General features: G+C 52.7%; 11 protein-coding genes and 3 pseudogenes. 6 read left to right on the top strand and 8 right to left on the bottom strand.

From position 1 onward, the window contains the following. Positions 1-987 (bottom strand): annotated as a pseudogene (locus tag AC2FNE_RS22990) (transporter substrate-binding domain-containing protein); the annotation flags it as partial. 207 nt (positions 988-1,194) lie between these two features. On the opposite strand from AC2FNE_RS22990, the gene dapE reads away from it, so the two are divergent. The 3 genes from dapE to rnr are packed head-to-tail and all read left to right on the top strand — an operon-like array spanning position 1,195 to position 5,230. Then, the gene (gene dapE, locus AC2FNE_RS22995) at positions 1,195-2,334 is read left to right on the top strand and encodes a succinyl-diaminopimelate desuccinylase (protein ID WP_496806386.1); all 1,140 of its coding nucleotides are present in this window, start codon (positions 1,195-1,197) and stop codon (positions 2,332-2,334) included. Positions 2,335-2,337: 3 nt separating this feature from the next. Continuing rightward, entirely contained in the window at positions 2,338-2,913 is a 576-nt protein-coding gene (locus AC2FNE_RS23000) for a TIGR04282 family arsenosugar biosynthesis glycosyltransferase (protein WP_496806387.1), read from the top strand. A 58-nt stretch (positions 2,914-2,971) separates the two neighbouring features. Then, positions 2,972-5,230 (top strand): ribonuclease R, encoded by a 2,259-nt coding sequence (rnr, locus tag AC2FNE_RS23005; RefSeq protein WP_496806388.1) that lies wholly within the window; start codon positions 2,972-2,974, stop codon positions 5,228-5,230. On the opposite strand, the gene AC2FNE_RS23010 is transcribed toward rnr, so the two are convergent. Together AC2FNE_RS23010 and AC2FNE_RS23015 are read right to left on the bottom strand one after the other, a co-directional pair. Then, positions 5,221-5,607, bottom strand: coding sequence for a DUF1801 domain-containing protein (locus AC2FNE_RS23010; protein ID WP_170603156.1), 387 nt, complete (start codon positions 5,605-5,607; stop codon positions 5,221-5,223). The two genes, rnr and AC2FNE_RS23010, sit on opposite strands and share 10 nt — an antisense overlap. Further along, positions 5,604-6,302, bottom strand: a complete 699-nt coding sequence (locus tag AC2FNE_RS23015) for a glutathione S-transferase family protein (RefSeq protein WP_496806389.1) — start codon at positions 6,300-6,302, stop codon at positions 5,604-5,606. The genes AC2FNE_RS23010 and AC2FNE_RS23015 overlap by 4 nt, the downstream gene beginning before the upstream one ends. An 83-nt stretch (positions 6,303-6,385) precedes the next feature. On the opposite strand from AC2FNE_RS23015, the pseudogene AC2FNE_RS23020 reads away from it, so the two are divergent. Together AC2FNE_RS23020 and AC2FNE_RS23025 are read left to right on the top strand one after the other, a co-directional pair. Continuing rightward, positions 6,386-7,093: pseudogene (locus AC2FNE_RS23020) on the top strand (helix-turn-helix transcriptional regulator). Between the two features lie 93 nt (positions 7,094-7,186). Continuing rightward, the gene (locus AC2FNE_RS23025) at positions 7,187-8,479 is read left to right on the top strand and encodes a lytic murein transglycosylase (protein ID WP_254442517.1); all 1,293 of its coding nucleotides are present in this window, start codon (positions 7,187-7,189) and stop codon (positions 8,477-8,479) included. A 177-nt stretch (positions 8,480-8,656) separates the two neighbouring features. On the opposite strand, the gene AC2FNE_RS23030 is transcribed toward AC2FNE_RS23025, so the two are convergent. The 4 genes from AC2FNE_RS23030 to AC2FNE_RS23045 are packed head-to-tail and all read right to left on the bottom strand — an operon-like array spanning position 8,657 to position 11,461. After that, positions 8,657-9,328 (bottom strand): SDR family NAD(P)-dependent oxidoreductase, encoded by a 672-nt coding sequence (locus tag AC2FNE_RS23030; RefSeq protein ID WP_496806390.1) that lies wholly within the window; start codon positions 9,326-9,328, stop codon positions 8,657-8,659. Next, positions 9,325-10,308 carry an LLM class oxidoreductase gene (locus AC2FNE_RS23035; protein ID WP_496806391.1) on the bottom strand — a complete coding sequence of 328 codons (984 nt, stop codon included), beginning with the start codon at positions 10,306-10,308 and terminating at the stop codon, positions 9,325-9,327. Before AC2FNE_RS23035 ends, AC2FNE_RS23030 begins: the two co-directional genes overlap by 4 nt. A gap of 28 nt (positions 10,309-10,336) precedes the next feature. Then, positions 10,337-11,113 (bottom strand): CmcJ/NvfI family oxidoreductase, encoded by a 777-nt coding sequence (locus tag AC2FNE_RS23040; RefSeq protein ID WP_170603167.1) that lies wholly within the window; start codon positions 11,111-11,113, stop codon positions 10,337-10,339. A 45-nt stretch (positions 11,114-11,158) separates the two neighbouring features. Beyond that, on the bottom strand, positions 11,159-11,461 hold the full coding sequence (locus tag AC2FNE_RS23045; protein WP_496806392.1) for a DUF1330 domain-containing protein: 303 nt from the start codon (positions 11,459-11,461) through the stop codon (positions 11,159-11,161). Between the two features lie 108 nt (positions 11,462-11,569). Between AC2FNE_RS23045 and AC2FNE_RS23050 the strand changes: the two genes are divergently transcribed. Then, a complete protein-coding gene (locus tag AC2FNE_RS23050) occupies positions 11,570-12,478 on the top strand; it encodes a LysR family transcriptional regulator (RefSeq protein ID WP_496806393.1) in 909 nt (302 codons plus the stop codon). Between the two features lie 125 nt (positions 12,479-12,603). Here the strand turns inward: AC2FNE_RS23050 and AC2FNE_RS23055 are convergent. Further along, a pseudogene (locus tag AC2FNE_RS23055) lies at positions 12,604-13,009 on the bottom strand (aspartate aminotransferase family protein); the annotation flags it as partial.

Consider the following 13,009-nt stretch of genomic DNA (forward strand, 5'->3'; position numbering starts at 1 on the left):
CGCCTGATTTACGTCTTCGACCAAAGGCGAGCCGGTAGGAAAGACTATTCCATAGTTCTCGCGCATGAATACACCGCCGGTGATAGACGCTATTTTGCGCCCGTCGTGGTTAGCAAAATAAGATAATATCGGCGCATCGAATACAACGGCATCCAGTTCACTGTCGGAAAAAGCGTTTAACAGTCCTTCGAGGTTCTCGAATCCGACAAATTCAATCTCGCGCCGGTTCAAAAAATTTGCGGCGGTGGAGCCTGAAATCGTGCCTACCTGCTTACCATAAAGGTCATTAACAGAGTTCACATTGCCGCTGATTGCGTCCACCGTCATGACGGATGTGATACGAGCAGTGAAAACGGATACGATAAATAGCGAAGAAACAACCAGGATGACGCCCAGAATCCGTCCGAACGCTGTGCGTGGCATTCTTTCTTCAAAGCCGCCATTAACCACGAGGTTCAATGCCCACCAAAATGATGGAAACCACGCCTAATCTAATTTGCGATCAAAGTAGGGCTGCGCACGGCGTTCGAAAATCCACATCGTCATTCCGCCCGCTAACAAGATGGCGAAGGCTAGTCCGATTGCGATGAATAGCTCCGCAGACAGTAGAGCCTGCAAAAGAGACGGTCTGCGCACTTCGTCCGAGGGGACCATGATCTGCAATCCAGACTCAAATATTGGCTGGCTGAAGTCCATCTGGGTTTCGCGTGAAGCGGTAATCGAGATGTTCGCAATGGCCAGATCGGCAGTACCGTCCTGAACGGCACCCAGCATGTCGCTGAAGGTTTCCACCCGGTTGATCGAGTAGTCCCAGTCCAAGGACTCGGCAAGTGCTTCCAATAAGTCCATGGAAAACCCCACCTGTGCCCCATCTTCAACATATGAAAACGGGGGGCGGGTCACGGTCGTAACCGTAAGTGTCTGGGCCTGGCTTTGCTGGGTAAGAACCGAGAAAGCCAGTAAGATCAAAGCGAAGACTACACGCATAGTTTCTTTCTGTTTTGCGGCCTTGTAGCGCAATAATACAGTGGGCAGCAAGTCGAACACTTGGTCAACTAGCTCGATTTTCCAGATCCAGCAAACTGGAATATCTTTAAGAGCGCGAAAGAAAATTACGGCTGTGGGGTTGGCAATCATATCAATTCATTGAATCTGTGCGCGAACCTGGAAGGAAACCAATTTGCGAGGTGCCAAATGACCGATCCCGTCAGACTGACGGCAGACCTGATCCGTTGTCCGTCGGTCACACCAGCCGAGGGTGGCGCATTAGAATTGCTGGAGACTGTTCTTTCCGAGGCAGGGTTTGAATGCTTTCGTGCTGACCGAGGCGGTGTTTCGAACCTGTTTGCACGCTGGGGACAAAAGGGTCACCCACGCAGTTTTGGGTTCAATGGCCACACTGACGTTGTGCCCATTGGCGATGAAACGGCTTGGACGGCGCCTCCGTTCGGTGCTGAAATCCGCAAAGGCGTTATGTTTGGCCGAGGGGCGTCTGACATGAAATCGGCGGTGGCTGCCTTTACTGCCGCAGCCGTGGATTTCGTGCGCGATGCCCCACCTGACGGGGCTGTTATATTGACCATTACCGGGGACGAAGAAGGCGACGCCTTGGACGGGACAATTGCGTTGCTGGATTATATGGAGAACGTCGGTGAACGTATGTCTGTTTGTCTGGTAGGCGAGCCGACTTGTCCCAACGCGATGGGCGAAATGATGAAAATTGGCCGCCGAGGTTCGATGACCGCGTGGTTCACAGTGACAGGTGTTCAAGGGCACTCAGCCTATCCCCATCGGGCAAACAACCCGTTGCCCGCCATGGTCCGTTTGATGGATCGTCTTGCAACGCACCAATTAGATCAGGGCAGCGATCACTTTGATGCAAGCACACTTGCGGTCGTGAACGTAGATACAGGCAACTCTGCCACAAATGTTATCCCGGCCAAGTGTCGGGGTGCGGTAAATATTCGGTTCAATGACCTTCATTCCGGCGCTAGCCTCAGCGAATGGCTGAACGCCCAAGCAAACCGCGTCGCGGAAGAGTTTGACGTCGATGTCGATACGCAGATCAAGATTTCTGGCGAAAGCTTTTTGACACCTCCCGGGCCACTATCAGAATTGGTCGCGAACGCTGTGGAGGCCGAGACTGGCAACAAGCCAGAGTTGTCGACGTCGGGTGGAACATCTGATGCGCGCTTTATCAAAGACCATTGTCCTGTGGTCGAATTTGGTCTGGTTGGCCGAACAATGCACCAAGTCGACGAATGCGTGGAAGTAGCGCAGATTGAACAGCTCAAGGCGATCTACACACGCATCCTAGCGGATTACTTCGCCTGAAAAATGCAACGCACACTTGTTATAATGGTCAAGGAACCCCGACCGGGAAGGGTCAAAACGCGGCTGGGCCGTGATCTTGGAATGATAAGGGCTGCTTGGTGGTTCCGACATCAAACGAGCGCTTTGATCCGACGGCTGCGAGATCCACGTTGGCAAATTGTCCTTGCTGTTTCTCCTGACCGTGAAGGCGCAAACAGCCGGGTCTGGCCGCCTGACTTGCCTAAAAAGCCACAGGGACCCGGGGATTTGGGGCAGCGGATGACACGGATGCTGCAGTCGGCGCCCAAAGGACCGGTTTGTTTAATCGGCGCGGACATCCCCGGGGTCACACGCAAGCATATTTCGGCGGCATTCAGGTCGCTGGGGTCTGCGCAGATGGTCTTTGGGCCCGCATTCGATGGCGGCTATTGGCTTGTCGGGGCACAGCGATATTGCGCATTACCGAGGGATCTGTTCCGCAACGTGCGGTGGTCAACTGAATACGCACTTATTGATACACTGGCGTCAGTAAAAAGTAGTCGAGTTGCTATGCTGGATGAATTACGCGACGTGGATACAGCGTCGGACTTGTCTAGTTAAAACTCGGTTGGGCTTTTTTGGTCATGACGCGGTCGTACACCCGTGCTAGGCCGAAAGTATGACTCGCATACCAACCAAGCAGGAGGTCCTAAACTGGATCTCGGCAAACCCCACCCTGACCTCAAAACGCGACATTGCCAAAGCCTTTGGCATCAAGGGCGCGGATCGGATTGATCTAAAGCGATTGCTCAAAGAGCTTGAGGCCGAAGGGCATCTGGAAAAGCGCAAGCGCAGCTATCGTGATCCGGATCGTTTGCCACCGGTCAGCGTTCTGCAGGTAAAGGCTCCGAATGCAGACGGCGACCTGTTTGCGCGCCCTTTGGAGTGGCATGGCGAAGGCGTTGAACCCATTGTGCTGATTGTTTCCCGGGCCAGCGACCCTGCTTTGGGAGAGGGTGACCGAATTCTGGCCCGTCTGACCGTAGTGCATGAGGAAGACCACAATTACGAAGCCCGACTTATCCGCCGCATCGGAACCAATCCGCGTAAGATCGTCGGTATCTTCCGTAAAGGGGCTGAAGGCGGACGGATCGTACCAATCGACAAGGCAGGCTCTACGGAATGGCTGGTTCACGACGGCGCTGTGCTGGGTGCAAAAGACGGTGAACTGGTCGAGGCTGAACAAGCCGGCCCAAAGAACCGCATGGGTCTGCCACGCGCACGTGTCGTTGAACGGTTGGGCGATCCTTCGGCGCCCAAGGCTGTGTCCTTGATTGCAATCCACCAGCATGGGATTCCGGATGATTTTCCCAACAAAGTGATAGAAGAAGCAGACAAGGCAAAACCAGTTGGTCTTAAGGGCCGTGAAGATCTGCGGGATTTGCCTTTGCTCACCATCGACCCCTCGGACGCGCGGGACCACGATGACGCTTGTTACGCCCACGCGGATGACGACCCCAAAAACCCCGAAGGACATGTCATCTGGGTGGCCATCGCAGATGTAGCCGCCTATGTACAACCCGGAAGCGCCCTGGATCGCGAAGCACGAAAGCGTGGGAACTCCAGCTATTTTCCCGACCGTGTCGTGCCAATGCTTCCTGACCGTCTATCTGGCGACCTTTGTTCCTTGCACGAGGGCGTTCCGCGAGCGTGTATTGCTGTTCGCATACAGATCGACGCAACCGGCAACAAAATTGGCCATCGCTTTGTACGAGGTCTGATGCGGTCTGCGGCCTCGCTGAACTACGCCGAGGTGCAAGAAGCAATTGACGGCAACACCAATGATCGCACAGGTCCTTTGTTGCAGCCGGTAATTGAACCGCTTTATGCTGCCTATGCCGCGCTGAAAAAGGCTCGTGCGGTTAGGCAACCACTGGAACTGGACCTCCCCGAGCGCAAGATAGTCCTTTCGAATAAGGGTGAAGTGGAAAGTGTGGCGTTTCGTGAGCGGCTTGATGCGCACAGGTTGATTGAAGAATTCATGATCCTTGCCAATGTTGCTGCTGCGGAAACCCTGATAGCAAAGCGTCGGCCTTTACTGTTTCGCGTACATGAAGAACCTGCGCCTGAAAAATTGGAAAGCTTGCGGGAAACCGCGCAGGCCGCTGGTTTGAATCTTGCGAAAGGGCAAGTTCTACAAACCCGCCATCTGAACGATTTGCTCAATGCCGCCGCCGGAACTGAAGATGCAGAGTTGATCAATCTGACCACCCTGCGATCAATGGCGCAAGCCTATTACAACCCCGAGAATTTCGGCCATTTCGGGCTGGCGCTTAGAAATTATGCGCATTTTACCTCGCCCATTCGCCGCTATGCGGATTTGGTCGTGCACCGTGCACTGATTTCTGCACATGGTTGGGGCAAGGATGGTCAGACTGAAGATGAAATTGACCGGCTTGAGGAAACTGCCACGCATATTTCGGATACCGAGCGTCGTTCGATGATGGCGGAACGCGATACAACCGACCGTTACTTGGCTGCCTATCTAAGTGAGAGGGTTGGCAACGAATTCCCGGGCCGCATCAGCGGCATTGCCCGTTTTGGAGCTTTCGTAAAGATGGACGAAACCGGAGCTGACGGGTTGGTACCGGTACGTTCACTAGGGCGCGAGTTCTTTCATTTTGATCGCGAGGCGGGCACTTTGATGGGCTCCGATACGGGGCTATTGATCAGCATCGGGCAGCGCGTCACAGTTCGCTTGACCGAGGCGACGCCTGTGACCGGTGGGCTGGAGCTGGAGCTGTTATCAATAGAGGATAAAGCTGTGCTTCGCGGTGGGGGTTCCAAAGGGCGGTCGACCCGACGCAAGGCCGTCAGCGCAAAACGAAAAAAAGATAAGATTAAACGAAAAGTCGAACGCAAGCGCCGTCAAAGGTGATAGATAAGTGCGCGGGCAATCAACCAACCGTGTCGCGTTTCGTCGATTTGTTGGGGGTCGTCAAAAAGAATTGCACGATTACCGTCGATACGGTCCTCGCCGGGAAATGCGGCGGTAAATTCCGGCATCAGTCGGCTTTGACAATGCACGAAAAGGGCAAATGGCGCCCATCTGTGCTTGCCCAGCCGAATTGTCGATCCCTTGGGCGCAAGATATGCAGGTTGCCCCCAGCGCAACGCCTCTTGCAGAGGAAGAGCAGATGGAATGGATTGTGCCGTATCTAGAATTAATTCACGCAGTGAGAGAGCACCAGTACGAGTACTGACGGGAAAAGCGTCGAACGCGGCAGCGACGGAAGGATCGTCAAACGGTTTCATGACAAGGGAATTGCCTGCTGCATCCTATCTACATAGCTGTTTAGCAGCCTATCCTGTTTGATCCGACGTGTCAGTGACGTTTCTGCGGGCGTGGCGCGCATCGCGGCCAGCATCGGCCCAACACTCATGTCTGCCGATGTCGGTTTCTCTCCCAACAAGAATTGCGAATTGCGCAAAAACTCTGAGATTGCCCTCAGGTCACGTTCGATCCGATCTGTCCGCTCAGCCTTTGAAAACCGCGAAACCCCTTGAGCCTCAAGTCCTCTCAATACTGATTTGCGAATTGAATTACTCACCAGTTTCCGTAACATGGCGGGTATCTCAGTGAAAAAAGTCTCCCGCAGGATTGGCCAAACAGTGTCATTACCCCAACGATCAAGTACGATCTGAAAGTACAGATGCTCCTCTGCCATTCGAACCAACGCCCGAGACTGAGCCTTTTGAACATCCGTTAGACCATGGTCAAAATCTGCGCCCTGAGCCTCTAACCAATCGCGGATTTGGTCACTATCCGGAACCAACCGTTCAGGCGTTCGTAGGACCGGTAGTTTTCTGTGCGGCATCTTCCGAGGATCCAGCATGTCAGAGCGCTGCCAATCTTGGCCGCAATGTTGAAGCATCAATGCAGACTTAAAGCAGAACGGGCTTGCACTGAACAAGCCAAAGGCGGGTGGGTAGGTCAGAAGTGTCAGCATCGGGTGCTCCAGTTTTGGTGATGACAAGGGGATAAGCTGGACTAATGACAATTTCTGTCACTAGGCGTAGGCTGTTTTATGTTATGTCCCGCACCGCACGCCTGTTTCAGCTTATGCAAGCTCTGCGCTCTGGCCCGTCGCCGAAGACCTCTGCGCAATTAGCGCAAGATCTTGGTGTTTCAGCGCGCACAGTGCATCGAGACGTCGATACACTGCGTGGATTGGGAGCAGTGATCGATGGTGAGGCCGGGTTTGGGTTTACCTTGATCGAAGACGCAACGCTGCCGCCATTGGGTTTCACTGACGACGAATTGGAAGCGCTGGTTCTGGGCTTACGAGAAGTTCAGTTGATTTGAGATCCGGCCCTATCTGAAGCGGCCAGTACAGCGTTGGGTAAATTGCAAGGACGGTTGCCGCAGCGACAATCGCACCGGCTCAGCCATGCGGTGTTAACTGCGACGCGTTTTGAACGGCCTGCCGTGCCGGGAATCGAAGTCTCTGAATTACGGCAGGCAACGTGGGACGAACGCGCCGTGGATTTCGCTTACACCGATGAAAAGGGTGATAAAACACATCGTCGGGTTAACCCGCTAAGCATCGTCTACATGGATCGCGCCAGCATGCTGGTAAGTTGGTGTCATTTGCGCAAAGATTTTAGGGTCTTTCGTTTGGATCGGATGCGCGAAATGTCTGTTACAGACCAGAGTTTCCGGCCAAACCGTGTTCCGTTGCTAAGCGCTGCGCTAGTGCGTGTTCGAGCAGACCGCGAAAGAAAAGAGCAAGAAAATTAGATCTGAGGATTTTGCGAAACTTCAGTTTTGCGCTATGCTGAGGCTGAGCAGTAATCAGGAAAAATCGGAATGCATAAATGCGTAGGTGGCATAATGACCGCCGCATTGTGGGCATCCATCGTGCAGGCGGAAACAACAGAAAACGTGAAATGGCGGGTTCCCAAAGGGTTAGATACAGCGTTCCATTTGGCTTCGGCCGATGTGACAGTTTCCATCCGGCCGGTTGTAAGGCCATCGGAAAAGGTGCAACGCGTGTCGACTAAGGGAAATGCTAGATTTCAGGCTTGGCTGGGTGCCTTCAGGCAAAGGGCATTAGACCAGGGCGTTTCATCATACACTCTGGATAGTGCGTTGGCAGGCTTAACTTATGACACAGACGTTATCCGCCGGGATCGAAATCAGGCTGAGTTTTCCAAGACAATCTGGGAATATCTGGACTCGGCAGTATCAGACAGGCGCGTGGTCGACGGGCGTGCCGTGCTCGAAAAGTATGGAAATGCGTTAGAACGTATTGAAACAAAGTACGGCGTAGAAAAAGAGATCGTGGTTGCGATTTGGGGGCTCGAGACTTCGTTCGGAAGCTTTCGCGGTAACAACCAGACTATTCAATCTTTGGCCACCCTGGCCTTTGACGCAAGGCGGTCCAAGTTTTTTGAAACGCAGCTGATCGCAGCACTCCAGATTGTTCACTCGGGTGACGTCAGCCCGTCCAAGATGATCGGCAGCTGGGCCGGCGCCATGGGGCATACGCAATTCATGCCGACATCCTATCTGGAATATGCGGTGGATTTCGATGGCGATGGACGGCGAGACATATGGTCGGATGATCCAACGGATGCGTTGGCATCTGCCGCGGCTTATCTTTCGCGACATGGTTGGACGATGGGTCAACCTTGGGGTGTCGAGGTTCAACTGCCAGACGGTTTTGACTATTCCACCGCAAGGCGGGACTTCACTCAGATGCCGTCAGATTGGGCCGAGCGTGGGGTCGTTGGGCGAAATGGCAAACCCGTTCCGGACTATGGGCGTGCAGCGATTCTTCTGCCGGCCGGCGGCAAAGGGGTATCGTTAATGATCTTTGACAACTTCAATGTGATCGAAGCCTATAACGGTGCCGACGCCTATGTCATCGGAGTTGGTCATCTGTCCGATAGATTGGCGGGTGGTAGACCTTTTGACGCCTCTTGGCCAAGGGGCGACCGGGCGCTTAGTTTTACTGAGCGCAAAGAGTTACAAGAGCGTTTGACCCAAGCTGGTTTTGATACGCAAGGGATTGACGGACTGACTGGACCAAACACGGTTAATGCCGTTCGCGCATTTCAATTGGCGCAAGGTTTTTTACCGGATGGATACCCGACTCTGAAGCTATTGGAAGCATTGCGTTAAACGAACAAATCCGCCCATCACCTCAGGAGAAGGGAAAAGAAAACGCGGGGTTTTTTTAAGCCGCGTTTTTTCGTGATTTATGCACTTTCAGACGAGTTCTTCGATTGCGTTCATGACACGTTCAGCATCGCCAAAATTAACCGGTGAAAAGCCGCCAAAATCGTTGTCCCAGTATTTTCAGCTGTCATTGGCAAAGTCCTGGTCCAGTGCGAGGCGGCAAAGAATGTCTACCCCAATCTGCAAGTCGTTGCCGGCCACGCCGAAGCCTTCTTTGACCATCTTGGACGCAAGAAGTGAACCGGGATTGACGGCGATGATTACGGGACCTTCAGCAAGGCGACCGGCCAATTCATGCGACCAAATGGTGATTGCGCGCTTGCTCTGGGTATAGGCGGCCATGTCGCCCAAACGGGATTGACCTTTTAAGGCTGCGATGTCGACAGGTGCTTGGGCCGCTGATGACAGATCGAGGATTCTGCCTGCCTTTGGGATAATTGGCAGCAACGCTTTCGTCAAAACGTACGGTGCCAGTGTGTTCACAACAAATCGAACATCCTGCCCGTTCGGCAAAACCGGGTCTCCAATTTTAAAGACACCCGCGTTGTTAATAAGAACATCAATACAATCATGGTCGGTACGTATCGACATCGCCAAGTCATATGCTTCTTGCAAAGACGATAGATCCGCCCTGTAAGTTGATATGCCCTGACCAATTTCAGAAGCGGCAGATGCGAGCTTGGCCACGCTGCGCCCATGCAAAATGACGTGGTGTCCACGATTGGCCAGAGTTTTTGCCGTCATCAGACCTATTCCGTCCGTAGCTCCGGTAACCAGTATTGTTTTAGTCATTGCGGTGTTCCTTGCGTTGGAAACTCTGTCAGTACTTCATCTGCCAGACGTTTCATGGTGTCTTCGACATCGCCGCCATTAAACCGGAGGTTCAGGGCCACATGGTTGATCCCGCAGTCTTGCAGATCGCGCAGGTAGGATTTCAAAAATTTGGTGCCCGACCGAAAGCCGAGATGAATTGGGCTGGGATCGGCCGAGGTATCTGCAACAAGGTCAATGTACAGCGATTGCATAACCGGTTTTGGAGGTTTGCCAATTGCTGAAGATTGTGCCCGATAGTTTTCGACAAGTTGCGCTTGCGCTTTGGCATCGCGCGGATATGTCATCCAACCATCGCCATGAGCAGATATCCAATCCTTGGTTTGTTGGCTGCCGCCGGTGATCAGAATCGGAAAGTGGCTGGCCACAGGTTTGGGCAACATATCGAGCCGCCCATTCAGTTCTCCGTGGTTATTGGAAAAATCGGCATACTCAGTCGCCATTTTACGAATGTATTCCAGGCTTTCGCGGAACCGAGCTCCTCTGTCAGAATAGGTCATACCCAGCGCCGGGTATTCTTCGGGCCGATCTCCGGACGCGACACCCAACAGCAATCGCCCGCCGGAAAGTTGGTCCGCCGAAGCTGCGGCCTTCGCAACATGCGCTGGATGGCGCAGTGGCAAAACGATGCTGGCCACGCCCAGCGCAATTTCCTTTGTCAGCCCGGCGAGCAATCCGAGATAGACAAATGGGTCGTATATTTGCCCGGCATCGCCAAAGTTAGGAACGTTAAACGGAACGTCCCTTAACCAAAGTGCTGCGAAACCGAGTTTGTCCGCCAGTTGCGCTCTTTCCGTATGGCGAGACATGTCGGGAACCGCGTTGTGATGGTGAGCCTCCAGAGGGGCGACCAAACCAATACTCAACGCATCAGGTCGAAAGACCGAATTGTAACCCCGGTTCAGTTTAGGGAATTCAGCGATCACGTTTCCGTCTGGCATTGCAACCTCTATTTGCGTGGAGTGTCTATCAGTAACGGATCAGGGTGCGGCTTTCGATGCTCTTGCGTGGGATGGTCAAAGACGGGTCTTCAATCAAATCAAGCGCGCTGTGTCCGATGGAGGGTTTGCCATGGTTGTCGTAGATGTTGAATATGGCAACTTCGTTCGGGGTCATTCGAGATTGATAGACCCATTCATGATCCGGATTGGCCACCAAACCCATGATATGCCCCTTGCGATCGGGATAAACCAAATCGATCTGCAGCCAGTCGGTTTCAGCCACCGTTGAGGGTCGTACAAACCCAAGCGGGGCCGAATTGATTGGGTTTTGAATCGGACGCCACACGTTAACAAAGGCGTAATGCCCCTTTTCCCAAACAGCAGCCTTTTTTTCTCCCAAGACATCAATCAACCGCTGTTTTGCCCCTTGAGGGCTGTAATCGCTGTGCACATTACGAGCCGGTTTCCTGTTTGAATTCGGATCGTCAACGCGCACAGTGTGATCAAAAACCACCACTTCTTTGGCACCTAGATTTCTGGACAGAAGTGTATCGAGTTCCTGATCGTAAACGCGATGCCATTCGTCATCTTGTTCAAATGAATGCACTTCGGAAGCCGAAGTAACAAACCCAATGCTGTCGTCCGAAAAACTGACAGAAGTCTCTGCGCGAACGTCGTACAAGTTAACTTCTGTTACCGCATGAGGAGGAGAGATGATCTTTCCCTGAACCCCACCAGCGTCGATGTGATACGCTTGGCGCTGATCTGCAATAACGTGATAATTTACAATTGCTTTACGTGGCATTGGTCTACTCTTTGAGCTGGGTCAGTTCGTTTTGGAATGAATTTCCTAGCTAAGATCGTCATTGCCATCGATGACGAAGTGATAGCTTTCTGAACCTGCAGTCCGCGCCTCAAGATGAGGTTTGTATTCGGGATCATTCATGAAGCTCATCGCCGCCTCTTTCGAGGGCCATTCAAGTATGATCCGTAAAGCAGCAGGCTGAGACGGGCCTTCAACCTGAGTGTGGGTTGCAGTTCGGGCAAGATATTTGCCGCCATGCTTTGCAACCAGTTTATTCGCCGTTGGAAGATAATCTGGGATCCAGTCTTCGTTGGTTGGTGTGACAGCAAGTACGGAATAGTAGGCCATTTGTTTTGGCTCCAAGGTTGGTTTCTTCGTTCAGTTCCTATTTGCAGGATTGTTTTTTCGAAATAAACGGGTCGATATTGATATCAGAATTCGGATTTTGGATATAATATGGACACGGATACCCTTCGCCTTTTTGTGCTTGCAGCAGAAAGGCTGAATATTAGCGCCGCTGGCCGAGAACTTGGCCTCGCGCCTTCTGTCGCAAGCGCTTGGATGGCGAAATTAGAGAAAAGTATCGGTGCCGATTTGATGCACCGCACGACTCGTAAAGTGGCGCTATCCACAGAAGGCGCAGAGTTCTTGCCATATGCTCAGGAAATTATTGCCCGGGAAAACGCTGCGCGTGCCGCTTTGGGTCAAGGAACCGCCCGCGTTTCGGGCACGCTTAGGTTCACGGCACCAAGTACTTTCGCGCAACTTTACATTGCGCCAATCTTGCCGGTATTCATGGCAGAGCAACCTGATTTGACGCTTGACCTGAGGCTTTCGGACCAGCAGTTCAACCTAATCGAAGGCAGCTTCGATCTTGCTCTTCGTAACGCTGTTCTAGAGGATTCCAGTTTTCGTGGCCGTAAACTTGCTGACGATACACGTGTACTATGTGCTTCGCCAGAATACCTTGAAAGGCATGGAAGACCTGAGGCCCCAGACGATTTAAACAACCATCAGTTTATAGCGTTCGGCAACACCAACGAAATCAGGCTAATTGGCCGGAATGGTGGCGAGCATCTGATTGCGCCCCGGCGAGCGAAATGTCGATTGATTTTGGATGATGGTCGTAGCCATAAATTGGCGACTTTGGCTGGGGCGGGCATTTCAGCAAACTCACTTTGGAGTGTACACAACGAGCTTTCGTCGGGTGTGCTTGTTCGAGTGCTGCCAGACTACAAGATCGCCGAGGAAACAGTTCTGTGGCTGATTTATCCTCAGTCCAATGTGTTGTCGGCCAAGGTCCGGGTTTTCATGGATTTCTTGCTCGAAAGGATTGGAAAAAGGCCTCCTTGGTTGCGTTCCTGAGCATTTCTTGCTCCGGGAAGTTAGAAGTGATCGTAATTGAAAGGGCTATAATTACCGCTGTTGCGATCACGGAAGGGCGGTCCCAGAAAACCGCCCTGCGTGACCAGAAAAGTAAATTTTAACCCTTACGAAGCTGCCTTCATCAGTCCTTTTTCGATGATGTCGGCCTGCGCCTCATCCAAAGACTTATGGATGCGTACGAACATCTCATCGATGTCATCGGTTGTAAGGATCAATGGTGGTGAGATGATCATACGGTCACCTACGTGGCGCATTATCAGGTTATTCGCGAAACACCGATCGCGGCAGACATAGCCTACAGTGCCGGGATCGGACGCGAACTTGGCGCGGCTCGCTTTGTCGGGGGTAAGCGCAATTGACGCCATCATGCCGACGATCTTAGCCTCTCCTACCAGCGGATGATCTGCCAATGCTTCCCACTTTTTCTTCAGATAGGGGGCGGCGACATCGCCTACGTGATCCACGATTTTTTCTTCTTCTAGGATACGCAGGTTTTCCAAGGCGACCGCA

It is taken from the genome of Ruegeria sp. YKSD179 (assembly GCF_059612885.1).